The organism is Jeotgalicoccus nanhaiensis, assembly GCF_015235105.1.
Lineage (GTDB): Bacteria > Bacillota > Bacilli > Staphylococcales > Salinicoccaceae > Jeotgalicoccus > Jeotgalicoccus nanhaiensis.
On the sequence record NZ_JADGLW010000003.1, the window covers coordinates 21,280 to 46,524 of the forward strand.

The window sequence follows — 25,245 nt, forward strand, 5'->3', positions numbered from 1 at the left end:
CTACCCCTCCTCTATTTGCCGCAATACTTTCGGCACTGTCATATTCACTTCAAAGCCGCTCATAGAGCTGTGAACATGCGATTCACCGTTAACAAACTGCAGTCTTTCTTTCATGCCCTGCAGGCCATTGCCGTAATTAAAACTGTCCGCACCCGTGCCGTTATCAGATACTTTTAAAAATATATCCCTGTCTGATTCTGTCATAATAATCATGCATTCTGTCGCATCGCTGTGCTTTAAAATATTGGTCACGGATTCTCTTAAACACATGCTCAGCACATTTTCTATCAGTATAGGAACATTGTCAAAATCCGTTTCTAAAATTTCCTGGTGTTTGACTCCTGCAGTATCCAAAATCATTTTTGTGTTTTTCAATTCTTCTGCAAAGCTGACATGTCTCATATCGCTGATCATTTCGCGGACTTCTTTTAAAGCATGACGCGCAGTATTCTGGATATCCTGAAGCTCGGCCTTTGCCTCTTCCGGCCGGCTGTCAATCAGCTTTCTCGATAAATCACTTTTCAGCCCGATCATCGACAATCTTTGCCCGAGTGTATCGTGAAGATCACGGGCAATGCGATGGCGTTCTTCTTTTATCGCGAGTTCCGCAATGCGCTGATTGGCATCTTCCAGCTGAGCTTCCAGTTCCTCCTGCTTGAGCCTGCTGCGTTTATTCAGAGGAATTAAAATGACCCCGAGAATCGTCATAATTAAAAAAGGCAGATGATTTAAAAATATCATGTAGTTAAAGAACGAAGCATAGACTATCGCCAGTACCGTAGTCGCCAGCAGCACGACGTACATCGTAATAAAACCTGCTTTTTTTCTAATGTTACCAATATAAATTGCGATAAATAAGGCAAAGTATACATAACTGAATAATATCGTCATTATAATATTAATAATAATCTCGACACTGATTCCGATATAAATTAACGCGCCTTTTGATTTAAACGTCAGCCAATATACTGCAAAAAATATTAACGTTGTTACAATACCGGTAATTATTTCACTGAGCGATGTGGCACGAAAAATGAAATAAAAAGGCAGCACACAAAAGATAATCCAGATATAAAGACTCAGTCCCGTATTCGCCGGGAATATATGATACCAATCTTTCATTTTTCTCCGCTCCTCCGTTTTTCTGTTCAGCCCATTATATCAAATGACGGTCTGCACAGACGAAACATCCTCCTATTTGTATAGGAGGATGCTGGTGATTCTTATTCTGCAGTGGGATTCTGGCTGGTTTTCCCTGCCAGACGTTCCCTCATATTTTTAAATGTGATGAAAGTATTATTCTCTTCATCGTACAGACGGAATTTTATCGATTCCAGACTTGTCTTCAAGGTAATTGTCGTCGCTTTGTGAAGCGGCGGTGTGTTTTCATGCGCCTCTTCAAGATGGTAGTTCGGCACGCGCGGTGCCAGGTGATGCACGTGATGATAGCCGATACTTCCCGTCATCCATTCGAGCCATGCAGGAAGTTTGTAGTAAGAACTGCCGTCTACCGCAGCTTTTACGAAGTCCCACTCGGATTCATTTTCAAAGTATGAATCTTCAAACTGATGCTGGACATAGAACAGCCAGATGCCTGCCATACCGGCAACGTATATAATCGGCAGCTGCACCATCAGTAAAACGTGCCAGCCTAAAGTGAAACCGATAATTAAGTAAATCGCAACGATAATCAATGTAAGGACATGTGTATTAATACGTTCCTGGCGTTTCGCCGCTTTACGATTCACACGGTTGGCAATCAGAAAGAGGTACAATGGACCTAAACCGAACATTACAATCGGATTGCGGTATAAGCGGTATTGCAGTCTTTCCCACTTACTCGCTTCTTCGTATTCCTTCACCGTCATTACCCAGATATCACCGACGCCGCGTTTATCCAAGTTCCCGCTCGTCGCGTGATGAATTGCATGTTCTTTTTTCCATTTTTCATATGCAAAATGTGTAATAACTCCGGTTAAGTTCCCGAAAAAATTATTTAATTTCTTATTTTTAAAGAACGAACCGTGCGTGCAGTCGTGGAAAATAATAAATGAGCGAATCATGAATCCCGCTGCCAGTATTGAGAACGGCAGGCTCAGCCAAAATGATACGCTGAGTGACTGATACGCTAAAAACCATAGTAAGAAGAATGGCAGTATCGTATTCAACAGCTGTATGACACTTGTTTTAGTTTGTGATTTTGCGTAAGGCATAACACTTTTTCTAAGAGCTGCCTGTTTTTCTTTAGTCATATGCTTTCCTCTTTTCCATATCTATTCATATATAAGTATGAATGATGGTCATTTAAGGGTATAGACTAAACTGTCAGGACATTCACATGACATTTGTCATATCAGAAGCCGATTTTTACATTTTCAGCCATTCTTTCCAGTGTTGCGTACACGCTCAGTGCTGCCAGCGCACTTGTTTTCGGATTTTCAGGCAGCGGATTGTTGCTGACAGTCAGCTCTGCATCACCAAATCCGCCGGATATATTAATCGTATGCGTATTTTTATCTGCCTCAGGATCTGCTATCAAAACAACTTCAGTCTTATCAATACCTAAGCCCGCTAACGATAAAATAATCGATATATTCATGTTTCTCGGGAATTTATCGATTGCCTCCCGGGCTTTCCCTTTAAAGACCGTGGTTTCAGCGCTGACCGGTTCATCAACAAGTGATGATGCAGGTTTCCGGGTCGTTAAAGTAACTTTTTCCAGATTGCCGAGTGCTCTGGCATTTTGAACGAGATCAAGCCCGCCGATTCCGCCTGAAGGCAGGTGCAGGGTTTTACTGTTTTCAGCAGTTACTGTTTTCAGCAGTCCTTCATCCGCCAAGGCACCGATGCTGATCAGCATTGTGTCCTTTTCTTTAATGATGTCAGGAAGCAGGGTTTTAACCGTCTCAACATTGGCTGCTTCCACGATAAGATCTGTATCTGCAGCAAGAAATTTTTTCAGATCTGTAAAGAGTTCTACATTATACTGTTCTTCAAGGTGCTTATACTTATCGTAATTTCTTACAAAGACGCTTCTAATGTTTAAGTGTTCGTGAGTTTTTCCGTTAATATTTTTTAACAAATACTGTCCGATTGCTCCGGAACCGACCAAACCGATATTCATATAACTTTCTCCTCCTGTTAAAATTACCATTCCATTTATCTTAAGCATGATCGCTGATGAAAGCAATTTTATAAAAAAACAGCTCCGTATCAGGAGCCGTTTCTTAATTTTTTATCCGAAAAATGCTGTCACTGCATCAATCATGCTGTAAATTCCTAAAAATGACACTACTGCCACCACTGCAAATCCGATGACATTTAATACAGGACCATTTTTATACTGTCCCATAAGTCCTTTTTTATTAATAATAATATAAATTAAAATTGCAATAACGGGCAGAATAATACCGTTTAAAGCCTGAGCGATAAGAATCACTTCAAGCGGCTCAAAACCGATTGCTGATGTGACGACACCAATTAATATAACGGTACCGAATACCATTTTAAATTTCTTGCCTTTCATACCGCCTTCCCATTTGAAGAAGGAACTGACCGTAGCTGCAGCCCCCATCGGTGATGCCAGGGCAGATGAGAATCCTGCTGCGAATAAACCGATGCTGATAAAGACAGGCGCCCATGTTTCACCGAGAATCGGTACAAGAGGACCGGCAAGTGCAACCACGTTATCTACTTCCTGACCGTAAATTAAAGCGCCGGCAGAAATTAAAATAGCACCTGAAATAAGACCGCCGATAGCGATTGAAATAATTGTGTCCCAGCGTGCCAGGTTCAAGTCTTTCATACCGTTAAATCTTTCATGCACCGCAGTCGCGTGCAGAAAGAAATTATACGGCACAACTGTCGTTCCGATTAATGCAATGACCATAATAATGGAACTATCCGGTATAGAAGGTAAAAATGCACCGCTGAACACTTCGCCCCAGTTCGGCTTTACCAGGAACATCGTTGTAATAAATGTTGCACCCATTATTACCATCAGACCGAGCATAATTTTTTCTATAATTTTGTAACTGCCCAGTAAACCAATTGTCAGTATTATTATTCCGACTATCGGGGCAAGTATATTCGTTGGTATATTAAGCAGATATCCAAGACCGAGTGAGGTTCCGAGCAAGTCTCCGCTCATGTATGCCGCACAGCCTATAGCAACTGCCAGCATAGAAATCCAGACGACAAGAAATTTCCCCACTGTATGATTAAATAAATCATAAATAGCTTCCCCGAGACCGCGCCTCGTTACTAAAGCCAGACGGATAATCATTTCCTGCAGAACGATTGTTGCAATGACGGAGAATAAAACCGCCCATAAGATACTGTAGCCAAATCCAGCCCCGGCACGTGTCATTGTTGTCACTGTCCCCGGACCGATGAATGAAGCTGTGATGACCATACCGGGTCCCAGAGCTTTTAATATTTCCTTAAATCTGTTCATCAAGATCCCATCCCTTGTTCAATCAGATTTTACCTAAGTATTTTAAGTGCCCGGCTAGGACATACAGTACTGCGTAGCTGACAAAATGAGCCGAATTCTGATTGGCGTCCATCATCGGATACACTTCAACATAATCCATGCCGACGAGACCATATTTACCGAATTCATGTATTAAAGTGAGTAATTCATAAGATGTTAAACCATTCCCGTCGACAGGACCGCCCGGATTGTAGGCAAAATCCAGCACGTCACTGCAAATAGATAAATAGACAACATCCACATCTTCTGCCGCCATATCGTAAATTTCTTTCGCATAGGCGCGTAAATCTTTAGCTTCCCTAATTTCGTTAATCGTAATTGTCACCGCACCGTTTTCTTTTGCGTAGCGTCCTGTTTCAGGTTTGTTACGCGGACCGTGAATTCCCGTATGAATAATCGATTCGTTGCGCACTCCTTCAGTTTCATACAAACGCATAAATGGCGTATTGCGGGCATAGCGCTCTCCTTCATAATCAGGCATATTATCGTAGTGAGCATCTAAATGTATAATGCCGATTTTCTTACCGCTGTCCGCAAGAGACTTCAGTATCGGATATGTAACACCATGTTCTCCGCCGAAACCGACAAGGAATTTCCCTGTTTTCCATAACTCAGCAGAAAAATCTTCGATGTTCTGATAAGACTGTTCATTATCGTGTGCAACAAAAGGCACATCTCCCGCATCGCCGAACGATAAATGTTCGGTAACATCAACGTGATCGAGCTCTGGTAAGTAGCCGCTGTAGCGCGCTGAAGAAGAACGAATCTGTTTCGGTCCGAGTTCGACCCCTGTATAATCACCCCAAGTACTTTCACCTTCAAATGGCGCACCGTAAAAGATGACATCTGTATCATAAGAGCCCTTTTTCACAAGATTTTCCGCACCTAAAAAGCATGGGATATTTCCATAAATATTTTCCTTCATAAATATAAAACCCCTTTTTATTTATTTAAGATACAACTGTATTATATATACTTTCGATACCAGACCGCAATTTAATTTTTTGATAATTCTAATTTATAAGTCTTTGGAAAGATGAACTAAGTATTTTTATAACTTTCGATGCAGTTACCGATTCCATCGCTTCACCGTGTTCAATTAAATAATCAGCAGCATAGCCGTGCATATACACTGCACTGGAAACAGCCGGCTGAATATCATCGTAACGTCCTATGAAAGCGAGAATCATTCCGGTTAAAACATCTCCTGTACCGCCTTTTGCGAGACCTGCATTTCCCGTGTGATTTACCCATAATGTACCGTTAGGTTCAGCCACAATCGTTTCCGGGCCTTTAAGCACGACGTAAATACCGTAATCTATGGCCAGTTTTTCCGCTGCTTCATAACGATTACCGGTCACATATTCAATATCCTCATTAATAATGCGGGCCATCTCACCGGCATGAGGTGTGATGATGAGCGGTGCCGTCCTTTTTCTGATTATCACTTCATGGCTCCGCAACTCATATAATCCGTCAGCGTCAATCACCAGCGGTCCATCAAAATTAGTAATCAAATCTTCAATAATATCATCGGATAAACGTCCAAGACCCGGTCCTGCTGCAATTACATCCTTTCCTTCCATAAAGCCGTTTAAATCATCATCCCTGTGATAAAACGTCGCTTCCGGAACATGTCCCGCAACAATTGGAATTACTGTTCTTACAGTATTGACTGCTGTTAAACCCGCCCCGCTTTCTACTGCAGCACCGGCACAAAGAGCAGCAGCACCGGGCATCAGCTGACTGCCGGCAATAATACCGACTTTGCCGTGGTTACCTTTATGAGAATTCGGATCTCGTTTTGGCCAATGTTCGATAACAAGATTTTCCGACCAGCTGTTCACATTCATTTACTTTACCTCCAAAATATAGATTCACCCCTCCTTATACCCTGTTTTTTAAAAATAGATTATCTATTTTCATATTTACTTGCCTTTTAAATAATAAAAACCGCGAGATATCCTCTCACGGCTTCATTTTTTCACTTATACTTCTTTAAGACCCTGCTCTAAGTCACTGATAATATCATCAATATTTTCAGTTCCGATTGACAGACGTACCAGCTCCGGCAGCACTCCTGAAGCGATTTGTTCTTCTTCTGATAGCTGCTGGTGTGTGGTGCTTGCCGGGTGAATAACCAATGATTTTGAATCTCCAACGTTCGCAACTAAGGAGAACAGTCCAAGCCCGTCGACAAACTTCGCAATTTCTTCCACCGAACCGTCAATACCGAATGTCAGGATAGCACCTTGTCCTTTAGGCAGGTATTTTTTACCCAGTTCATGATATTTATTACTTTCAAGTCCCGGGTAATTGACCCATTTCACTTTAGGATGCTGTTCTAAATACTCCGCTACTTTCAGTGCGTTTTCCGAATGGCGTTCCATGCGGAGGTGTAATGTTTCCAGTCCTAAGAGGAACTGCTGAACATTAAACGGAGACACTGCAGAGCCTAAATCACGCAGCAGCTGAACACGTGCTTTTGTGATATATGCTGCAGGACCAATATCATTTACATAAGAAACACCGTGATAACTTTCATCCGGCTCAACAAGTCCCGGGAATTTACTGTTATCCCAATTGAAGTTGCCTCGGTCGACGATAACCCCGCCGATAGAAGTGCCGTGCCCGCCGATAAATTTAGTCGCTGAATGCACGATAATATCGGCACCGTGTTCAAACGGACGAAGTAAATAAGGCGTTGCAAAAGTACTGTCGACAATAAGCGGCAGATCATGACTGTGTGCAATTTCCGCTACCGCTTCGATATCTAAAACATCAATACGCGGGTTTCCTATCGTTTCAGCAAAGACCGCACGTGTTTTATCGTTAATAGCTGCTTTAAAGTTTTCAGGATCTGACGGATCGACGAAATGAACTTTAATTCCCATCTTCTTAAACGTTACATTTAAAAGGTTATATGTACCGCCGTACAGATTGGCAGATGCAACAACCTCATAGCCAGTTTCTACGATATTTAAGAGTGATAAATGAATAGCCGCCTGTCCGGAAGATGTTGCTAATGCACCAACGCCGCCTTCCAGTGCTGCAATACGCTCTTCAAAAACATTCTGTGTCGGGTTCATAATGCGCGTGTAAATATTTCCCGGCTTCGCTAAAGAAAATAAATCCTGTGCATGCTGCGTGTCGTCGAAGACATAACTTGTTGTCTGTGTAATCGGCACCGCGCGTGATTTTGAATCATCCACTGTTTGTCCTGCATGTATCGTTAAAGTTTCTAAATTCCACTTGTCATTAGTCATATTAATCCTCCATTTTATTGGTTGAATTTTCTGATATTAAATATAATTAAAATCATACTATCTCACTAGGTTTTTTGCAATAATGAAATACTTTTCTTTACAGAGAGTTCGGCTATGTATACTGTAGAGTTAAATTCCGGAACTGCTAAAGGAGAGATATTATGAGAATTAAAATCTTCCAGTTTCAAATCACTGATGGCAGCATAGAAAAAAACTTAAATAAAGTAAACAAGCTGTTTAACGAAACGGATTTAGACCATACCGATGTTGTCGTGCTCCCTGAAATGTGGACATCAGGCTATGATCTTGAGAATATCAGGGATTATGCAGCCAATAACCTCGAACCGGTGAAAACCTTCATTTCGAAATTAGCGGCTGATAATAATGTGACTATCGTTGCAGGCTCGATTCCAAATACTTACGGAGACAGCGGGGTCTATAATACAGCTTTTACGGTAAATAATAATGGAAAACTGATATATGAATATTCAAAAATGCATTTGGTGCCAATGTTAAATGAACCGGAATTTCTCGTCAGCGGAGACAAACCGGCAGAGGTATTTGAAATCAGCGGAGAAGAGTGCGGTCTGGTAATTTGCTATGATTTAAGATTCCCTGAATTATTCAGAGACCTATCTCTGTCAGGCGCAAAAATAATTTTCGTCGTTGCAGAATGGCCAATAGAACGTACAGAACATTGGGTAACACTGCTGAAAGCAAGAGCCATTGAAAATCAATGCTACATCGTTGCCAGCAATACTGTCGGCACACAGAACAACGGTGCTGAATTCGCAGGACGGTCAATGATTATTAATCCTTTTGGCGAGATTCTTGCTGAAGCGGATACAGATACGGAAGAAGTCGTGACAGCAGAACTGGATTTAAATTATATAGATCAGGTGCGTGCTGATATTCCGATTTTTAAAAGCAGACGCAAAGAACTGTATAAGAATTTATAAAAAAGCTGTCTCCTTGTCTTCAGCACAAGGAGATAAGCTTTTTAAGTTATTTCTCTTAAATATCTCATCTCTCAGCAATTCAAATGTGTCGTATCCTTCTTTACCTAAAAAGTGACCCTCATGATTAACTTCAATAAATTTATCATTCAGTTCTTCGGATAATTCTTTCGATAGACTGCTGTCTACCCTGTCATCCTTTTTAGCAGCTCCAGAAATAATATGTTCTGCCAGGATATTTTTCTTATTAAAATATGCCTCCTCTATAAATTGATCAAGTTCCGGCAATGCTGCAGTTCTGTTTTTAAATCCTGCTACCAAAAATAATCCGTATTTATTTTTGGTAAATGATCCAAAATGGTAAGCACACCTAAACTATGCCCGATAAAAATTGCGCCGCTGTCTAATACTGGTGAAATTAATTCAATTTTACCTCTCCATTTCTTCAGCTCAGGTTCGCTTGAACCCGGTAAAGCAAAGACTTCGGTGTCATAATTATATTTTTTCAATTCCCGGGCAAGTCATGGGAACCAGTGCGATTCAGGCGTTGCTGCATAACCGTGTATAATGTATGCTTTTTTCAAGTTGAACACCTTTTCTCTATTTATATTTCTTTTCTAAAACACCATCTGCACCAGAATCATATAAAATATAGTACCCCCGGCTATCGGCAGCAGACGTAAATTTATAAAAATATAAATCCTTGGATAACCGTATATTATCCAAGGATTCAATCTATACCTATTTTCTAAGAGGTCCTGCCGCTTTAACTTTAATTCTAGTCGCATTGCCTGGCAAATATGCTAGTGGAACATCTTCAAAACTGATGATTTCAGTTTTATCTTTATCCGCTCCTGCTTCGACTGCTTCATTGATTGCTATTTTTTTAATCTCTGCCAAAGTATTTTCCCGTTCTCCCGGATCTATATTGTAGATTTTCTCAACTTCGCCGCTTATATCCGAAATCGCTGATCCAATGGCGTTAGCTACTCCTCCATTGCCAGGATTAACTACTTCGCTTGCACCTTCAATATCTCCCTGGATTAAAGCACTACCGCCGCCAACGAGTATCACTGGCACATCTGCTGCGCTTGTTTTCATTCTTTCAATAGAACGCTCTATCATTTTTAAAATTTCTTCATAAATCTCATCTACCAACCTGGTATTTAGATCTTCTACCAATGTTCTATCTCCAAGGTCTAAAACACCTTTAGCTACAGCAATATCTGTAACGGTCAGGACATCACCCCCGAATATTTTCGCTTCAGCCGGCAGTCTGTACCCGACACTGTCAGGACCAATTTGGAAATCATTATTTTTTATTTGCACAATAGTTCCGCCGCCGAGTCCGAGAGAGTAGATATCAGGCATTCTAAAGTTTGTCTGTACGCCGCCGAGTTCTACAGACAATGATGATTCTCGTGGGAAACCATTATTCAGCACGCCGATATCGGTAGTAGTTCCGCCGATGTCAACTATAATTGCATTATTAAAATCGGATAAGAAACTTGCACCTCTTAAGCTATTGGTTGGACCGCAGGCTACTGTGAGAATTGGATATTTCAATGTATATTCTTTCGACATCAATGTACCGTCATTTTGACAGAAGTACACATTAGCATTTATACCATTTTGTTCTAAGGCTTTTTCAAAGCCAATGATTGTTTTTCTGGCAACATCAATAATAGAAGCGTTCAGTACTGTCGCATTTTCTCTTTCCAGCAATCCAATACTTCCAATTTCTGAAGACAATGAGAATGCAACTTCTTCATCCCAGATTTCCTCGATAATTTCTTTTGTTCTTATTTCGTGTTCGTTGTTTACAGGAGAAAAGATAGACGTAATCGCTATCGAGGATACTTTGCCTTTAAGCTCTTTCGCAATTTCACGAATTTTTTCTTCATCAAGTTCAGCAATTAATTCACCATTGAACTCATGTCCTCCTCTAACCTGAAAAGTATTCTCCCCAATTACACTGAGCAAATCGTCAGGCATACTGTAAAGCGGTTCAACCGCAGTTCCTGCTGGGGCTCCCGTTCGTATAACACCCACACTATTTAAACCTTTACGCGTGACTATTGCATTTGTGCACTGCGTCGTTCCGAGCATGGCATGAGTAATTTCTGATTTGTCAAAATCTATATCATCCAATAACATTTCAATTACATTTTTGATGCCTGATTCAATATCATCAGTTGTTGGAGATTTAAAAGATGAAATAACATTCATCTGCTCATCCAGTATTGCTCCATCTGTATTCGTACCGCCCACATCAATTCCCAATTTATATGCCATATCAAAATCTCCTTATTATTTATTTAGTTCTTCGATTGTTTTATATTCATAATCATAACCAAAGTATTTTGGCCCCACCGTTTCAATGCCCCTATCAGTTCTCCATTTCTCATCAGCAGGCATTCCTAAAATAACCACCCTCATGCCGAACTTTAGTCCTTCGGTAGTAATAGGCATTCCTGTTTCAGCGTCTAGCACTGTAATTAAATCTGGTGTTATGCACTTAGGCTGACCATCGACTAAACACATTAAGTTCTCATTTTGAAATTCCAGGCTTGCCGTACTGTCTTTGTCTTGATTAATGCCATTAAATTTTGCACTTCCTCTTACAAACCCTCCATCGGTTTTTCTTTCGATATCTGTAATTTTTCCATTGAATAAAATATAGCCTTTAAGCTTAGTTTTAAGATCTTCAATCGGATTTTTGGAATTAAGGATAATATCTCCAAGTTCCTCTTCCAAAGTCAGTGAGTTTAATATTGAGGACTCTTTTGTTTGCTTGCCGGTCATAGGATAAATAGCATTTAAAAGGGAGCCTCCCATAGTCATAGTTGCACTGCGTGCTATTTTTTCCGTCCACATGCCATTTACAGCATTAAGAACGATTGAATTTTTCTTTTCATCTGCCAACACCATAGGGGATGCGTTTATATCATCAAGATAGAAGGTCACCATCTGCAGCTCAGGAAAAGCCCGTCCCATTCCGTCCGCATCGACTACCGGCAACCCTGTTTGGGCAGCAAGAGCCAGAGGCAAAAGTGAGTTTACACCGCCAGCTTCAATCGGCATCGTTGCAGTAATTTTTTTGCCCAGATAGTCTTCCAGAGCACTGAATGCCGCCAGCGATTCTTCTCCGCTAGGCACTTTCTCAACCATTACTGTCGGTGCTCCCATCATAGCTGAAGGTACCACCAAATCATCGTCGTCTAATTCTGCTGCTGAAATCAGTTTTACAGGACCATGCTTTTCTATTGCCTGTAAAGCCATAAGTTTTCCTATATATGGATCTCCGCCGCCGCCTGTTCCAAGGAGGGCAGCACCTATTGCCATTTTTTCTATTTCTTCTTTACCTATCAATCTCATAAATTACACCCTATCTCTAATTAATTTTTCTACAGGTACATACTCGTAGTCATAACCAAAATATTTCGGTCCAACAGTACGAATACCTTTCTCGGTTCTCCACCGGTTATCTGCTTTACTCGCAATAACACTGCATCTCATTCCATATTTTAAACCTTCTGTTGTCAACGGATTAGCCGTCTCTTTATCTATCAAGGTAATCAAATCAGGCGTTGTACACATGACCTGATTATCAACAAGACAAATCAAATTCTCATTTTGAAACTCAATAGTACAAACTTTATTTTTGTCGGATTCAATTCCTTCGATTTTTGCTGTCCCTCTTACAAATCCACCACTAGTCTTTCGGTCAACATCTGTAATTTTGCCATTGAACAGCTGAAACATCTCATAATCATTTACCAGCTCATCGACAGCTGTTTTAGATGTCCTGATAATTCTTCCGATTTTTTTCGCTAATGAAATTGTATTTGGAACTGCATTTTTATTTAAATCAGATTTATCGAGAAGGTAAACACCATTAATTAATGATCCGCCCATCGTGTCCACTAATGCTCTTGAGATTTTTTCTGTTGCTTCGCTATCTTTGGTTTTTATAATGAACGAATTGCCTTTTTCATCTGCAAATACAGAAGGCGTGTTAGGTATACCGGCAATTGAAAATGTATCCATCTGCATTTCGGGAAATGCTCTTCCCATGCCATCTGCATCAATAATCGGTATGCCTTTCATCGCTGCCAGAACAAAGGGTATCATAGAGTTTACTCCGCCTATTTCCGCTGGCAGAATAGCTTCAATATTACTGCCGTAATATTTTTGATATTCTTCGTATGCCTTTTCTAAACTTTCAAAGTTTGGTAACTTTTCAACGCCTACAGTAGGAGCGCCGACCATGCAAAATGTGGCAGCTTTTTGTTTGTCTTTCAACTCATCTATATTGATCAGCTTTACATCCCCATATTTCTCAATGGCGGATAAGGCCATTAGTTTCCCTATAAAAGGGTCTCCGCCCCCGCCAGTACCTAAGAGAGCAGCCCCCAGAGCGATATCTTCAATATCATTTTGGGTAATTGTTTTCATTGCTATCTATCCTCTCTTATCCAAGTTGAATTTACTGATTATCAGTTGCAAAATAAAAGCTGCCAAGAAAGCATCGATTGCAGGTGCATTAGTAATTGTCAGTATTCCCAGACCAAGCGGAGGTGCAGAAGTTAGAAATGCTGTAAATATAGCTATAGCCCAAACTAAAATACTCATGATGTTTAGACTTCTGATTGATTCCATCCTGGAAAAATCATAGCGGTGACTTCTTAATAAGAAGTCCGCAACATAAATCCCACCCACCGGCGGAATCATAATACTGAGTATGTTGAGGAAAGTTATAAAGTTATCATAAATACCGAGCACTGCGAACGTAGTACCAATAATTCCTGCACAAATTGTAATAATGTATTTAGGCACTGCTTTAAAAACTACAGAGAACCCAAGAGCAGATGAGTATAAGTTTGTATTATTGGTCGTCCACTGCGCTAAAATTAACACAAGCATCGCTCCGCTCCCCCAGCCGATACCAATCATGATTGCTACGACATCTACTTCACTCGTTGCCTTCGCTAATAATACTGCTAATACGAGTACAACGGCGTAGCCTAAAAAATAACTCAGAAAGGAAGCAATTACTGTATCTTTATTTGATTTTGAATACCTTGAAAAATCCGGGGCAATGATTACACCAATGGCAAGAGAGCCGATTAAAAGTGAGATTCCTCCACCTATACTAATTGGATCCATTGATAAAGCCGCATTGTTCAATTCATTAAAATTAAATTCTCTGAGAACTATAAAGGCTGACCCAATCAATAAAATTCCTAATAATGGTGTTGCGACAACACTAAGTTTTTCCAGACCTTTATAGCCAATCATGGAAGTGATAGTCATCAAAGCGCCGCCTAAAATCATCAGCCATTTTCTTCCTATCTCAATTCCGAAGACGTCGTATATGACGTTATATAAACTAGACCCGAATAGATCCAGCTGCACACCGAACCAGCCGAACAGCGATATTGCGATTACAATTGAGACAATAAATGAGCCATATCTTCCGAGAGCAAATGTCGATATCATTGCAGTTGACAGGCCTGTTTTGTTACCGACAATACCGCAAAAGGCATTAAAAACAGCTAATAAAAAACAGCCTATTCCTGCGGTAAATATCGCTTGATTTAAACTCATTCCACTACCTAAAGCCCCGCCAAGAGCTGTGGCTGATAAGGCTATAATCCCTGCAATCCACACCATCGTTAAATAAAACCAGTTTTTACGTTCTTCCTGTGGTACAGGTTTTATCTCATAATCTTCTATTAATTTCTTTTGATCAACTTGTTCCATATTATTCCTCCCGATTTATCAAAACAGCGTTATAAGCATAGTACATTAGTGATTTCGCATTAATTACTTCACTTTTCATTTCTTCATATGAGTATAAATTTGTAGCCCAAAAAACACCGTTACCAATTAATAAGAAATAATCTAAAACTTGTTTTAATTCCGTTCCATCTTCCGATACATATAAAGTATTTAATTCATTCATTAAGTTTTCATATAACCATGAATTATATCGCTCCAGGTAACTTACAACCTCAGTCTTTATAGTTTCATCGCTGCTCTCCAGAAGCTCCAGATATACTTTTCTTTCAGATGAGTTCTCAAAATGATGTTCAGCAATTCTTTCCAGCATCACCTGCATTATTTCTAAAGGACTTAGATTATTACTGCTTTCATAAGCATCCACCATTGCTGAAAAGTGATTTTGCAGAACTTTGTCCAGCACACTCAGCATCAGTGCTTGTTTATTATTAAAAAAATAATATATGGAAGCAGTTTTTATTTCACTGTCATCTGCTATCTTTTTCATAGTCGCCCCATCATAACCATATGAAGCGATATTCTTTATTGCCGCGTTGACAATTCGCTGCTTTGTATTCAATACTTTCACCACCTAACGATTAATAGGTAGATTACCACGAATATTCTGACTTGTAAATATAATCTGATAATTAAAAATAATAAATTAAAAAGATGCCTATAAAAAATAAGCATCTTGTCATTAAGTATTCATTTAAAACACCATCTGCACCAGGATCATATAAAATATAGTGCCCCCGGCTATCGACAGCAGCATATTTTTCTTCCAGTAATGCAGTACAATTATCAATCCGACAGCGAGCATCTCCGGGACAAAACTGGACACCGTTGTCAGCTCAACTTCCCGGAGAGCATACACAACCAGAAGACCGAATACAGCCGGCGGCAGCATATAGCCCAAGTATTTTATGTAAGACGGTGTTTCTTTATCGTTATTAAATATAATAAATGGCAGGAATCTTGTTGTCAGCGTTCCAAGCACTACACATCCGATGATAATAATCTGCTGGGTTAAGGTCATCACGAGATTACCTCTCTTTTCTCAATTACTTTCCTGATCAGTGTCAGTGCAATTAAAATAATTACCATCGCAGGAATGATAAAGTTCTCAGGACCGAAAATAACGAGACTCAATATCGATGCACCAATCCCGACAACTGAACTGACATGATATCTTTCTTTCATCCACTGATCTAAAAAGATGACAACAAACAAGGCTGTCATAACAAATTCCAGTCCTTCTGTATTGAAGGCTACTGCTGAACCGAACAGGCTGCCGATTGTTGTGCCGCCGACCCAGTACAGCTGATTCAGGATGGTTACATAAAACATGAACCAGCCGGAGTTAATATGGGCAGGTGCTTTTTCCGTACTGTTAATAACGAATGTTTCATCACACATGCCGTAGATTAAGTAATACTTCTTCTTGCCGATACCTTTAAACTTGTCCAGCATGGAAATACCGTAAAATAAGTGTCTTGCATTAATCATTAAAGTAAGCAAAAAAGCACTTAAGGGATTAAATGCGCCGAGCAGCATACTGCCGGCAACGAATTCCATCGATCCCGCGAAGATAAATATACTCATTAAGATGGCATAGGCAGGACCGAAACCAAGTGAGTTCATGTAAATCCCGTAAGCAATTCCCAGGAAAGTAAAGCCTGCTAAAATCGGTATAGTTTTTGGAAAAGCGTATTTCAGTGTTGCAATATGGTTTTCAAACGACATTGCTGTCACCCTTTTTTATTTATATTTTTATTTTCTGTAGTGCATGACCATCGTCAGTTTCACCATAACTTCTCCGTCATTTTTATAAACATGCGGCTGATTGCCGTCAAATATTATTGATTCATCTTCCTTGAGAAAGGTTGAAGTCCCGTTAATATCCATCGTCAGCCGTCCTTTATTTATAAATATATACTCCTCCACCCCTGGAGTATGAGGATCTGAACTGTGTCCGCTTCCGGGGTCAATTTCTACATTATAAACTTCGAACAATTTTTCCGGCGAAAAAGGTACGACGTTATAAACGCGGTAACGTTTATCATTTTCTGTTACAAGCTGTGTATCCTCTTTTCTGATTACCTGCATAGCTTTTTGCGGACGGGTAATCAAGGAAGAAAAAGAGACTTTTAGACCATCTGCTATTTTCCATAATGTTGTGACCGTCGGAGTTGAGTCACCTCTTTCAATCTGCGCAAGCATCGCCTTGCTGACACCGGTGAGTACTGAAGTTTTATCGAGACTTAAATTTCGTTCTTTGCGGATTTTTTGGAGATTACTGCCGATAAAGGCTACATTTTCTTTCATAATTACTCACCTCTCAATCAGATTTTAATCACCATAACATATTTTTATATGCTATAACATACAAAAAAAATAAAAAAACAGCATATTCTGAAAATATGCTGTGAAAAATTTTATTTATCTTCAGCTACCGGAGCATGATAATAATTTTCAAATCTGATTTTTTTCTTCTTATTAAAATCATATTTGGCCAAATCATCAATATCCTGTAAGTAGACATCCAGTGAATCCGTCAGCATCAGATTTACCGGAGCTTCCGTCTCAGGATCTTTTTCCTGATAAAGTACGATAAATTTACCCAGCGCCTTGCCGTAGCCGATTTCAAAACCTGTACCCGGGTCAACGTGCTCTCCGATATAATCATGTACAGCTACGACTGCATCGCACCATTCAACATGTTTGATATCATTGTTATAAACAAACTCGCGCCACTCATCCGAACCGTGTTCAAGGTGTTCATCCTGCTGGAGACGCGGTGAAAATACTTCAGTCACTGTTGGGTTTTGTTCCAAGGCAGCTTCCACTCTCTTAACTCTCTCCACTTGCTCAGCATCAAAAAACGGACTTGCCAAATAAATTTTCATTAGATAACTCCCATTCTTTTATTTAAAGAATATCATATTAGTAATTACTTATATCAGTTTCTTTTTCTATTTCTGCATCCAATGCTTTTTCATAATCATCTTTTTCAAGTATAAATAAACCAAAATATCCGTAAATCAAAGAAATGATAATAACCAGGAATCCGTACCAGAAAAATGGAATATACGTGAGAGTAGCAACACCAAGTGTTGTTGCCATAAACACACCACCATCGGACCATGGAACCATCGGTGTCGTAACCGTTCCTCCAGCCTCCACATTTCTGGATAACAGAGTTCTCGATATCTTTTTACGGTCATAGTTCTCTTCGGTAATTTTAGTTCCTGTTAAAAGAGATACATAAGCTGCACCTCCAAAAAACACTCCGAAAAATGATGCCAGCATTGTAGTCAGCGTTAAATTACCGGTATTTGTCGCCCATTTCGCAAATATATCCCCAATAACGGTAAATGCACCAATTGTCTGCAGCAACCCGCTTACTCCAAGAGCCAGAATAATTAACAGAATAACTTCAAGCATGAAAGTAATACCACCGCGATCAAGCAGGATATCAATGAAGTCGATGCCTGTGGAATAGCTGCTGCCGGAATATAATGTCTGAATCGCTTCGATAAATCCGTAACCTTGAAACAAGGCAGCCCATAAACTTCCAAGCAAAGCACCGAATATAATTACCGGTACTGACGGCAGCTTAAATATAAGCATTATGATAACAACAGCTGCAGGGACAAGCATGTACCAGGATATTGTGAATGTTTCCTGAAGTCCTGCCATAGTATTTTCCGCTATTGTTAAATCACCTGTCCCTTCATAAATCACTGAACCTGCAATCCAATATGCAATGGCTGCAATGATAAATGCAGGAACCGATACATAGGCCATAGAATGAATATGTCTGAATAAGTCCACTTTGGATAGTGAAGCTGTCATTACAGTTGTATCAGATAAGGGTGACATTTTATCACCGACATAACAACCCGAAATAACAGCACCTGCTACTAAGTAAACTGGCAGTCCAAAACTCTCTCCAATTCCCATCATTGCAATGCCGGCAGTACCTGCTGCACCAAATGATGTACCTGTTGCGATTGCCGTAATTGAGCAAATAATCATTGCTGCCATCAGAAACATACCTGGACTGATTATACCGAGCCCGTAGTAGATCATAGTCGGCACAACACCTCCCGCTATCCATGAGCCGATGAGTGCCCCGACAGCAATCAAAATAAGTATGGCACCCATACCTTCATAGATACCTTTCAGCAGACCTTTCTCCATTTTTAAATAACTGTTGCCAAGGTACAGTCCGAACCCCATAATCATGAACCACACAGCTAAAAGTGCCAATTGAATAGGTAACTCCAGAATTACAATACTGCCAAACATAATCACTACAAATAAGGCCAGGATGCAGAGTAATATAGCGACACTTGGTAATCTTGGTTTTTTCACCATGAAATTCCTCCTGTTTTTATTTAATAATAAATCCTTCGCTGTAAATATCTGTATCATCAATATAAAATTGTGAGTTGGCTATTAAGTAATATTTATACAAAAAACTGTTATTATTAATTTCAATGTTATTACCGGTTAAGCCAGTCAGTTCTTCTCCTTTATACTTTTTATATAATAGTGAAATGACCTCTATAACCGGATATGGAATAATGTCTCCATTCTTATTTACAATTGCAAATATTCCTGAGTTATACAAAATAAGATAATCAAGATCCGGCTGATATATTTCTAGTATTGAAGATTTAATTTCTGTCAGATTATTTACTTCAAGATTTAGAACGGTTTCTTCTATTTTTAGTTTTTTATCATTTATTGTGTAAAACTCTCCGCTATTATGTGCTTCGAACAAAGATGATATCTGTAATTCATCATGTTTGTATAAAATATCCTCCCCGTCTAATCGGATTTGATACATCATCTTCTTATTAATTCGTCCCCTGTCAACCAAAGAGGCTATAAAGGATTTAAGCAAAATATCTCTATTATCAATAATATTTGAAGTATCCAGAAAAACTTCTAAAATCTCTTCTTCACAATTTATATTATAAGTAATTAGATTCACGTACTTATTGCCTCTTGGTTCATTCAGCAGTAAATTTTTGATTTTATACGGCGGTATATCCACTTTGAGTTCTGCTTGGTCAGCTATTCTCAATAGTTGTCCATTAATTTGAATATCATAAGTATTAACGGTTTTCACAATCATATTCCTGTCCCCCTTATATTTCAGGAATCAATAAGTATCCTTCACTCATTGAGTCAGTGTCATGCATATAGAAATCATGTCTCGCCATCAGCCATGCTGATCCAGTGATTGAAACTTTATTGTAAATAATTCCTTCTTTTTCTTCTGTTTTGAGCAGCTCGGCTTTAAACTGAGAACCTGTAATGCTTTCGTGGGTAAAAGTATCATTAATATTCATCCTGCCGCTTTTAAACAGCGTTGCCACTTTTGCACATGTACCTGTACCGCAAGGTGACCGGTCAATGCCGCCTGGAGGCACAATCACAGCATTCCTGGTGACCTTTCCTTCCTCATATAATTCCATATGAGTCAATTTATTAATAAAGCTGTATTCCGGATGTATCACTTCATGTTCAGCATTTATAATATCTCTCACTTCCATTGCTTTCATAACTATTTCTTCTGAACGGGAAACATCTAATGCCACGTCTAAATCAGAAGCTTTAATAATGCCGTAAAAATTTCCTCCATATGCGATATCGCAGTGTATAACCTGGTTACGATAATTTACCTCTACTGTTTTTAAATGGAATGATGCAGTGCTATTGAATGTCACCTCAGTGACTTTCCCGTTACTCACTTTGCATTTTGCTTCTACTATACCTGCAGGGGTGTCAAGCACTACTTCAGTAAACGGCTCTTTTCTCTCAACATAGCCCAGCTCTACGAGAGCTGTGCATGTACCGATTGTGTCGTGACCGCACATCGGCAAATAACCCCCTGTTTCTACAAAAATAACGCTGAAGTCTGCGCGTTTATCCAATGGCGGAAGTAATATCGTTCCACTCATAACATCATGACCGCGGGGCGGATTAACGAGAAATTTTCGGATATAATCATAGTTATCTTTCATATCAAGCATCTGCTCCTGTATAGTGTCTCCTTTCAGACGAGGCATCCCCGCTAAAACTGTACGCGTCGGGTTCCCGCCAGTATGGGTATCAATAGTTATAAACTGCTTACTGTTTAAATTCATACTTTAGCCTCCTTAAACCGATTAATACTTAACGGACTGATGTCATCCGCCAATTTACCTGTCATCATCTGCGACATCCATAAGCCGGTAATTGCTGATAAACCAATACCGTCCCCTTCATGACCGGCTGCAATGTAAAATCCTGGAACTTTTGTTTTGGAAATGATGGGAAGACTATCGGGAGTCCATGGCCTTAACCCTGCGTAGCTGCGTATAAAACTCATATCTTTCATCGCCGGAAAATATTCAATGGCCCGTTCAGCAATCAGTCTGATTACTTTATGGTTAACATTAGTGTCGTAGCCGGCGAACTCCCTGCTGCTTCCGATTAAAAAGTTCTGACTCTGAGTCGCTTCATGAACCAGTGCGACACCGTAATCATTCATTTCTTTTGATGCCCGCCTTTTCTTACCGAATTTAGTCATTAAATAACCAAATTCCTGTATCTTACGTGAACCCATTAATTCAGCTCTCGATGACACTAAAATATGTCCCTTTCTCGGCACCACGGGCACCTCGATATCTAAAAGTTTTCCTACATGAGGAGAATAAATCCCCGCCGCATTGATTACTTTATGGGCTTTAAATACATCTTCATCGGACATCACTTTAAACTCTTCGTGATTTACAGATTGAATATCCGTTACCGGAGTCATTTCAAACAATGAAAAATTATACTTTTTCGCTTGATTAATTAAAGAAAATGCGAGCATATAAGGATTGATTGTAGAGTCGTTAGTGCACTCTATTCCCCCAACCAAATGATCCGAAAAATACTTCGAATCATTTTTCAAGTCTTCTTTAGTCAGCTTTTTAAAAAACTTATCCTTCCCGTTCTCTTTATTATGATGATCAACCCAATCGTATCCCTGTTCTAATTCGTCTTCATCAGCACAAAGAAATATACTGCCTGGGTGTCTGAATTCAAATTTCATTTCAAGTTCATCAGATAATTCTTTAATCAGGGCCTGGCTTTTAATGGCCATTCTGCTGTCAAAACCCGGTTCTTTATCAATAAGAAGAACATTCCCATCGCATTTGGAACTTGTTCCCGAAGCAACTGTATTACTTTCCAACAATGCGACTGACAATCCTGTTTTAGCTGTGTAGTACGCGATACTTGCACCGATGATACCTCCACCGATAATTAATACATCGTAAATTTTATTATTCATTAGTCCACCTCGTCTCATTATCAATACATAAGAAAAAAGCATGCCAGTTATCAAAATGCGAAATACCATTAATTTTGTTTAAAACTGTAAAGAACTATATAATTATTATGAATAGTCTAACAGTTAAGGGGATGAAAATATGTTAGAAAAAGAAATTATAAATATTTTAATTAATTTTCATAATGATTCTTTCACAATCATTGATAAAGAAGAGAATGTAATTTACTGGAGTGACAGAGCTGCGAAAATTTTCGGCATGCCTAAGGATTATGTTATTGGTAAAAAAATTACTGATATCTTTTCTGAAGATAAATTGATTATGATTAAATCTCTGCGCGAAAATAAAGTGATTCAAAAACAGCAGCACAGAGCAACAGAAAATGTTTATGTTGATATAAAATCAACACCTATTTATATAGATGGCAAAGTAGAAGGCGCGATTGTATCAGAGGTAGATGTAACAGAAAAGATTAAACGGGAAGAACAGATTGAAATACTGAAAAATAAAGTCAGTTCTCTGTCTGACAGCGTACAGCAGCTCAACAATTCCGAATTTAAGAATATCATTTACAGGAGCTCTGTTATGGAACGTGTGAAAAACCAGATTGAAATGGCTGCGAAAACAAATGCTAACATCCTGATTACCGGAGAAACTGGCGTCGGAAAGGAGCTGTTTGCTCAGGCTGTCCACAGTTCGAGCAAAGCAAAAGGCGATTTGGTTCCGATTAACTGCGGAGCAATACCACATCACTTATTTGAATCAGAGTTATTTGGGTATGAAAAAGGGGCTTTCACCGGAGCGAACAGAGCCGGCAATAAGGGGAAAATTGAGTCGGCTGAAGATGGTACATTATTTCTTGATGAAATCGGCGAAATGCCTATTGATATGCAGGTTAAATTTTTAAGAGTTTTGCAGGAGAGACAGTATTTTAAACTTGGCGGAAATAAAGAAATGAATACTAATTTCCGTTTGATTTCAGCAACGAACAAAAATATATCGGACCTTTTGTCTTCTGAGGAATTCAGATCAGATTTGCTGTACAGAGTTAATGTAGTCAATATCCATATTCCGCCGCTACGTGAGCGTCCAGAAGACATAGAAGCATTATTTTACTATTATTTATACAACATAAGTGAAAAATACGGGATGTCCGTCAGATACGCGAATAAACAGCTGTTAAATGAACTGAAAGCATACCGCTGGCCGGGCAATGTCAGGGAACTGATGAATGTCATAGAACGCCTTGTAATTTTTTCCAATGAAGAAACATTAAATAATGAGGTTTTTTATCAGTATTTAAATGAAGTCGGTGAGAAAAATACCGTACCGAAAAATATAATTAATGATGAAGTAATTGCACTGCGAGATTATGTCGAAAAAGTCGAAGCGGACTATATTAAATATATTCTAGAAGATAATAATAATAATATTGAACAATCCAGTGAGGTTCTTGGAATAAGCAGACCCACTCTTTATGCCAAAGTTAAAAAATTTGGTTTATAAAAGATAATGGCACGTTTTTTTCTTATAACTTTTAACAGTAAAAAGAGGTGCTTAAGTATGAGAAAAGAAGATGACTTTGTAGTATGCAGATGTGAAAACGTGTATTACTCAGATTTACTGGAAATTATGGAAGACGGTGCTAATAATTCCAGAGAACTTAAATTAAAATCACGTGCAGGCATGGGTTTTTGCAACTCCCGGACATGCGGCCCGCTTCTCGAATCAATGACTGCTGATAAAAACAACGAATTACCCCATTATGTTCATTTGAAATCGCAGCCGCCAATCCGCACGATTTCATTGTTGGATCTCGCAAGGGGGAATAGTGATGACTGAAAGAATTATTAAACATAAAATTTTAGAAGATTTAGAGTTAAACACAGTACCGTTCACTTGGAACAACACTGTTATGTACGGCAATGAAGGGGAAAGTATTACTGCTGCCCTTCTGGCAAATGATATCCGTACGTTGCGTGAGCATGAAAAAGACAGTCAGCCGCGTGGTATGTACTGCAATATTGGACACTGCTCAGAGTGCCGGGTTATTGTAAACGGCAAGAAAAATCAGAGAGCCTGTCTGACACCTTTATTAAAAGACATGGCCATAGAACAGCAAATGGAAGTGCCTTACGTCGTCAAGGAGGGAAGCCCTTATGTTTGATACCATTATTATCGGCGCCGGTCCTGCCGGCTTATCTGCAGCCCAGATACTTCAAGATGATCAAAAAGTGCTGGTGATTGACGAATATTACCATGCCGGTGGACGACTGCTCGGTCAGCTGTACGAAGAAGAGAAAGGAAAATGGTGGAATGGGCTGAGGATTGCAAAAGAATTAATTTCTGCAGTTGAAAAGAAAAGCGAAATACTCATCAATACTTCGGTTTACGATGTTGAGCATGACAAACATTATACTGTACATACAACTGCAGGTGTATTCGACAGTGTTAATTTAATCACCGCAACTGGTGCCAGAGAAAAGTCGAATCCCTTGCCGGGCTGGGATCTGCCCGGTGTGATGACAGTGGGTGCTGCGCAGATACTCACGAACTTCAATCGTGTAAAACCCGGCAATAAAGGTGTCATTATCGGCATTAATCCTTTATCTATGGTTATTGCAATGGAGCTTGGTTACGCTGATATTGAAGTTGCCAAGATTTGTATGCCGCAACGCAATATTATAAATACAAAATCACCTAAAGATGCTTTTGAAACGCTGCTCTCTTTAGGCAGTTCCGCCCCGTCGAAATTAATTTCTGCCGGTACGGTACTTGCCGGTAAAGCGAAACCTCTGCATCAAACTGCTTTAAAAATGTTCCCCGCATCCGGCGTAAAAGCATTAGGTTTGCCTATTTCAATTAAAGAACAAGTCCTGTCTATTAACGGCTCTGAAAATGTTGAATCCGTTACAATACAAAAAACTGATGCTGAAGGCAGACCAATTCCAAATAGTACATACAAGATTGATTGTGACTTCGTATGTATTTCAGACGGACTTGCCCCACTCAGTGAAATTGGCTCTTTACTGAACTTAAAACACGTGTACTCAGAAGCTCTCGGAGGTTACGTGCCGCTGCACAGTAGAACGATGCGAACAGAACTCCCAAATTTGTATGTAGCAGGCAATGTTACGGGAATTGAGAATGCTAAAGTCGCTATGCTTCAAGGAAGGGCAGCCGCTTTTAATATATTAGGGTATAGGGGTGGACTATCTGACACTTTAAGGCACATTGATGATGAAAGAAAGAATGCAAAAGTAAAATTTCATAAAGACTTGTTATCCGGCCGCGAAAATCTTGAAAATATATGGCAGGAACATAAAAACACAGTTCATTCCTAACGGAGTGAACTTTTTTATCTCTAATTTTACACTATGTAAACAATACAATAATTTATTTATAAC

Annotated in this window: 26 protein-coding genes; 5 read left to right on the forward strand and 21 right to left on the reverse strand. The window is 39.5% G+C overall.

Annotated elements, in window-relative coordinates; genetic code table 11:
• The 7 genes from IR135_RS04645 to IR135_RS04675 form a co-directional block, all read right to left on the reverse strand.
• Nucleotides 1–1,122 carry a sensor histidine kinase gene (locus IR135_RS04645; protein WP_135097151.1) on the reverse strand — a complete coding sequence of 374 codons (1,122 nt, stop codon included), beginning with the start codon at nucleotides 1,120–1,122 and terminating at the stop codon, nucleotides 1–3.
• A 101-nt stretch (nucleotides 1,123–1,223) separates the two neighbouring features.
• On the reverse strand, nucleotides 1,224–2,252 hold the full coding sequence (locus tag IR135_RS04650; protein WP_135097153.1) for a fatty acid desaturase: 1,029 nt from the start codon (nucleotides 2,250–2,252) through the stop codon (nucleotides 1,224–1,226).
• A 101-nt stretch (nucleotides 2,253–2,353) separates the two neighbouring features.
• Nucleotides 2,354–3,124: an aspartate dehydrogenase gene (locus IR135_RS04655; protein WP_135097155.1), complete on the reverse strand. Its 771-nt coding sequence runs from the start codon at nucleotides 3,122–3,124 to the stop codon at nucleotides 2,354–2,356.
• A 111-nt stretch (nucleotides 3,125–3,235) separates the two neighbouring features.
• Nucleotides 3,236–4,456 carry an Nramp family divalent metal transporter gene (locus tag IR135_RS04660; RefSeq protein ID WP_194194247.1) on the reverse strand — a complete coding sequence of 407 codons (1,221 nt, stop codon included), beginning with the start codon at nucleotides 4,454–4,456 and terminating at the stop codon, nucleotides 3,236–3,238.
• A 22-nt stretch (nucleotides 4,457–4,478) separates the two neighbouring features.
• Entirely contained in the window at nucleotides 4,479–5,420 is a 942-nt protein-coding gene (locus tag IR135_RS04665; protein WP_135097157.1) for an agmatinase family protein, read from the reverse strand.
• 88 nt (nucleotides 5,421–5,508) lie between these two features.
• Nucleotides 5,509–6,348, reverse strand: a complete 840-nt coding sequence (locus tag IR135_RS04670; RefSeq protein ID WP_135097159.1) for an NAD(P)H-hydrate dehydratase — start codon at nucleotides 6,346–6,348, stop codon at nucleotides 5,509–5,511.
• A gap of 135 nt (nucleotides 6,349–6,483) precedes the next feature.
• Nucleotides 6,484–7,761, reverse strand: coding sequence for an O-acetylhomoserine aminocarboxypropyltransferase/cysteine synthase family protein (locus IR135_RS04675; RefSeq protein ID WP_135097161.1), 1,278 nt, complete (start codon nucleotides 7,759–7,761; stop codon nucleotides 6,484–6,486).
• Nucleotides 7,762–7,922: 161 nt separating this feature from the next.
• Between IR135_RS04675 and IR135_RS04680 the strand changes: the two genes are divergently transcribed.
• Nucleotides 7,923–8,720 carry a carbon-nitrogen family hydrolase gene (locus tag IR135_RS04680; RefSeq protein ID WP_135097163.1) on the forward strand — a complete coding sequence of 266 codons (798 nt, stop codon included), beginning with the start codon at nucleotides 7,923–7,925 and terminating at the stop codon, nucleotides 8,718–8,720.
• Here the strand turns inward: IR135_RS04680 and IR135_RS04685 are convergent.
• The 14 genes from IR135_RS04685 to IR135_RS04750 all read right to left on the reverse strand — a co-directional run bounded on the left by IR135_RS04685 (nucleotide 8,715) and on the right by IR135_RS04750 (nucleotide 21,840).
• Nucleotides 8,715–9,038: a hypothetical protein gene (locus IR135_RS04685; protein ID WP_135097166.1), complete on the reverse strand. Its 324-nt coding sequence runs from the start codon at nucleotides 9,036–9,038 to the stop codon at nucleotides 8,715–8,717. The two genes, IR135_RS04680 and IR135_RS04685, sit on opposite strands and share 6 nt — an antisense overlap.
• Before the next feature lie 420 nt (nucleotides 9,039–9,458).
• A complete protein-coding gene (locus IR135_RS04690) occupies nucleotides 9,459–11,012 on the reverse strand; it encodes a hydantoinase/oxoprolinase N-terminal domain-containing protein (RefSeq protein WP_135097168.1) in 1,554 nt (517 codons plus the stop codon).
• Nucleotides 11,013–11,027: 15 nt separating this feature from the next.
• Entirely contained in the window at nucleotides 11,028–12,095 is a 1,068-nt protein-coding gene (locus tag IR135_RS04695; protein WP_135097170.1) for a DUF917 domain-containing protein, read from the reverse strand.
• Nucleotides 12,096–12,098: 3 nt separating this feature from the next.
• Nucleotides 12,099–13,175 (reverse strand): DUF917 domain-containing protein, encoded by a 1,077-nt coding sequence (locus IR135_RS04700; protein WP_135097171.1) that lies wholly within the window; start codon nucleotides 13,173–13,175, stop codon nucleotides 12,099–12,101.
• 6 nt (nucleotides 13,176–13,181) lie between these two features.
• Nucleotides 13,182–14,483 carry a purine-cytosine permease family protein gene (locus tag IR135_RS04705; RefSeq protein ID WP_135097173.1) on the reverse strand — a complete coding sequence of 434 codons (1,302 nt, stop codon included), beginning with the start codon at nucleotides 14,481–14,483 and terminating at the stop codon, nucleotides 13,182–13,184.
• Between the two features lies 1 nt (nucleotide 14,484).
• On the reverse strand, nucleotides 14,485–15,081 hold the full coding sequence (locus IR135_RS04710) for a TetR/AcrR family transcriptional regulator (protein ID WP_167753363.1): 597 nt from the start codon (nucleotides 15,079–15,081) through the stop codon (nucleotides 14,485–14,487).
• 132 nt (nucleotides 15,082–15,213) lie between these two features.
• Nucleotides 15,214–15,540 (reverse strand): branched-chain amino acid transporter permease, encoded by a 327-nt coding sequence (locus tag IR135_RS04715; protein WP_135097970.1) that lies wholly within the window; start codon nucleotides 15,538–15,540, stop codon nucleotides 15,214–15,216.
• Nucleotides 15,540–16,247: an AzlC family ABC transporter permease gene (locus tag IR135_RS04720; RefSeq protein WP_135097177.1), complete on the reverse strand. Its 708-nt coding sequence runs from the start codon at nucleotides 16,245–16,247 to the stop codon at nucleotides 15,540–15,542. The genes IR135_RS04715 and IR135_RS04720 overlap by 1 nt, the downstream gene beginning before the upstream one ends.
• Nucleotides 16,248–16,274: 27 nt before the next feature.
• A complete protein-coding gene (locus IR135_RS04725; protein ID WP_135097179.1) occupies nucleotides 16,275–16,829 on the reverse strand; it encodes a helix-turn-helix domain-containing protein in 555 nt (184 codons plus the stop codon).
• Nucleotides 16,830–16,939: 110 nt separating this feature from the next.
• On the reverse strand, nucleotides 16,940–17,410 hold the full coding sequence (locus IR135_RS04730) for a nucleoside 2-deoxyribosyltransferase (RefSeq protein ID WP_135097181.1): 471 nt from the start codon (nucleotides 17,408–17,410) through the stop codon (nucleotides 16,940–16,942).
• A gap of 37 nt (nucleotides 17,411–17,447) precedes the next feature.
• On the reverse strand, nucleotides 17,448–18,881 hold the full coding sequence (gene nhaC / locus IR135_RS04735) for a Na+/H+ antiporter NhaC (protein ID WP_167753383.1): 1,434 nt from the start codon (nucleotides 18,879–18,881) through the stop codon (nucleotides 17,448–17,450).
• A gap of 19 nt (nucleotides 18,882–18,900) precedes the next feature.
• Entirely contained in the window at nucleotides 18,901–19,650 is a 750-nt protein-coding gene (locus IR135_RS04740) for a hypothetical protein (protein WP_135097185.1), read from the reverse strand.
• Between the two features lie 13 nt (nucleotides 19,651–19,663).
• Nucleotides 19,664–20,665 (reverse strand): proline racemase family protein, encoded by a 1,002-nt coding sequence (locus IR135_RS04745; protein ID WP_135097187.1) that lies wholly within the window; start codon nucleotides 20,663–20,665, stop codon nucleotides 19,664–19,666.
• Complete coding sequence (locus tag IR135_RS04750) at nucleotides 20,662–21,840, reverse strand: NAD(P)/FAD-dependent oxidoreductase (protein WP_135097189.1); 1,179 nt, start codon at nucleotides 21,838–21,840, stop codon at nucleotides 20,662–20,664. Before IR135_RS04750 ends, IR135_RS04745 begins: the two co-directional genes overlap by 4 nt.
• Nucleotides 21,841–21,979: 139 nt before the next feature.
• Between IR135_RS04750 and IR135_RS04755 the strand changes: the two genes are divergently transcribed.
• The 4 genes from IR135_RS04755 to IR135_RS04770 are packed head-to-tail and all read left to right on the forward strand — an operon-like array spanning nucleotide 21,980 to nucleotide 25,182.
• Nucleotides 21,980–23,344 carry a sigma-54 interaction domain-containing protein gene (locus tag IR135_RS04755; RefSeq protein ID WP_135097191.1) on the forward strand — a complete coding sequence of 455 codons (1,365 nt, stop codon included), beginning with the start codon at nucleotides 21,980–21,982 and terminating at the stop codon, nucleotides 23,342–23,344.
• A gap of 57 nt (nucleotides 23,345–23,401) precedes the next feature.
• Nucleotides 23,402–23,680: a (2Fe-2S)-binding protein gene (locus IR135_RS04760; protein WP_135097193.1), complete on the forward strand. Its 279-nt coding sequence runs from the start codon at nucleotides 23,402–23,404 to the stop codon at nucleotides 23,678–23,680.
• On the forward strand, nucleotides 23,673–24,005 hold the full coding sequence (locus IR135_RS04765; RefSeq protein ID WP_135097195.1) for a (2Fe-2S)-binding protein: 333 nt from the start codon (nucleotides 23,673–23,675) through the stop codon (nucleotides 24,003–24,005). Before IR135_RS04760 ends, IR135_RS04765 begins: the two co-directional genes overlap by 8 nt.
• Nucleotides 23,998–25,182 (forward strand): NAD(P)/FAD-dependent oxidoreductase, encoded by a 1,185-nt coding sequence (locus IR135_RS04770; RefSeq protein WP_135097196.1) that lies wholly within the window; start codon nucleotides 23,998–24,000, stop codon nucleotides 25,180–25,182. The genes IR135_RS04765 and IR135_RS04770 overlap by 8 nt, the downstream gene beginning before the upstream one ends.
• Nucleotides 25,183–25,245: the final 63 nt, after the last annotated feature.

Excerpts from the sequence above, each read along its gene's own strand:
- IR135_RS04645 (WP_135097151.1), bottom strand. The coding sequence starts at position 1,122 with ATGAAAGATTGGTATCATATATTCCCGGCGAATACGGGACTGAGTCTT.
- IR135_RS04650 (WP_135097153.1), bottom strand. The coding sequence starts at position 2,252 with ATGACTAAAGAAAAACAGGCAGCTCTTAGAAAAAGTGTTATGCCTTAC.
- IR135_RS04655 (WP_135097155.1), bottom strand. The coding sequence starts at position 3,124 with ATGAATATCGGTTTGGTCGGTTCCGGAGCAATCGGACAGTATTTGTTA.
- IR135_RS04660 (WP_194194247.1), bottom strand. The coding sequence starts at position 4,456 with ATGAACAGATTTAAGGAAATATTAAAAGCTCTGGGACCCGGTATGGTC.
- IR135_RS04665 (WP_135097157.1), bottom strand. The coding sequence starts at position 5,420 with ATGAAGGAAAATATTTATGGAAATATCCCATGCTTTTTAGGTGCGGAA.
- IR135_RS04670 (WP_135097159.1), bottom strand. The coding sequence starts at position 6,348 with ATGAATGTGAACAGCTGGTCGGAAAATCTTGTTATCGAACATTGGCCA.
- IR135_RS04675 (WP_135097161.1), bottom strand. The coding sequence starts at position 7,761 with ATGACTAATGACAAGTGGAATTTAGAAACTTTAACGATACATGCAGGA.
- IR135_RS04680 (WP_135097163.1), top strand. The coding sequence starts at position 7,923 with ATGAGAATTAAAATCTTCCAGTTTCAAATCACTGATGGCAGCATAGAA.
- IR135_RS04690 (WP_135097168.1), bottom strand. The coding sequence starts at position 11,012 with ATGGCATATAAATTGGGAATTGATGTGGGCGGTACGAATACAGATGGA.
- IR135_RS04695 (WP_135097170.1), bottom strand. The coding sequence starts at position 12,095 with ATGAGATTGATAGGTAAAGAAGAAATAGAAAAAATGGCAATAGGTGCT.
- IR135_RS04700 (WP_135097171.1), bottom strand. The coding sequence starts at position 13,175 with ATGAAAACAATTACCCAAAATGATATTGAAGATATCGCTCTGGGGGCT.
- IR135_RS04705 (WP_135097173.1), bottom strand. The coding sequence starts at position 14,483 with ATGGAACAAGTTGATCAAAAGAAATTAATAGAAGATTATGAGATAAAA.
- IR135_RS04715 (WP_135097970.1), bottom strand. The coding sequence starts at position 15,540 with ATGACCTTAACCCAGCAGATTATTATCATCGGATGTGTAGTGCTTGGA.
- IR135_RS04720 (WP_135097177.1), bottom strand. The coding sequence starts at position 16,247 with ATGTCGTTTGAAAACCATATTGCAACACTGAAATACGCTTTTCCAAAA.
- IR135_RS04725 (WP_135097179.1), bottom strand. The coding sequence starts at position 16,829 with ATGAAAGAAAATGTAGCCTTTATCGGCAGTAATCTCCAAAAAATCCGC.
- IR135_RS04730 (WP_135097181.1), bottom strand. The coding sequence starts at position 17,410 with ATGAAAATTTATTTGGCAAGTCCGTTTTTTGATGCTGAGCAAGTGGAG.
- IR135_RS04740 (WP_135097185.1), bottom strand. The coding sequence starts at position 19,650 with ATGATTGTGAAAACCGTTAATACTTATGATATTCAAATTAATGGACAA.
- IR135_RS04745 (WP_135097187.1), bottom strand. The coding sequence starts at position 20,665 with ATGAATTTAAACAGTAAGCAGTTTATAACTATTGATACCCATACTGGC.
- IR135_RS04750 (WP_135097189.1), bottom strand. The coding sequence starts at position 21,840 with ATGAATAATAAAATTTACGATGTATTAATTATCGGTGGAGGTATCATC.
- IR135_RS04755 (WP_135097191.1), top strand. The coding sequence starts at position 21,980 with ATGTTAGAAAAAGAAATTATAAATATTTTAATTAATTTTCATAATGAT.
- IR135_RS04760 (WP_135097193.1), top strand. The coding sequence starts at position 23,402 with ATGAGAAAAGAAGATGACTTTGTAGTATGCAGATGTGAAAACGTGTAT.
- IR135_RS04765 (WP_135097195.1), top strand. The coding sequence starts at position 23,673 with ATGACTGAAAGAATTATTAAACATAAAATTTTAGAAGATTTAGAGTTA.
- IR135_RS04770 (WP_135097196.1), top strand. The coding sequence starts at position 23,998 with ATGTTTGATACCATTATTATCGGCGCCGGTCCTGCCGGCTTATCTGCA.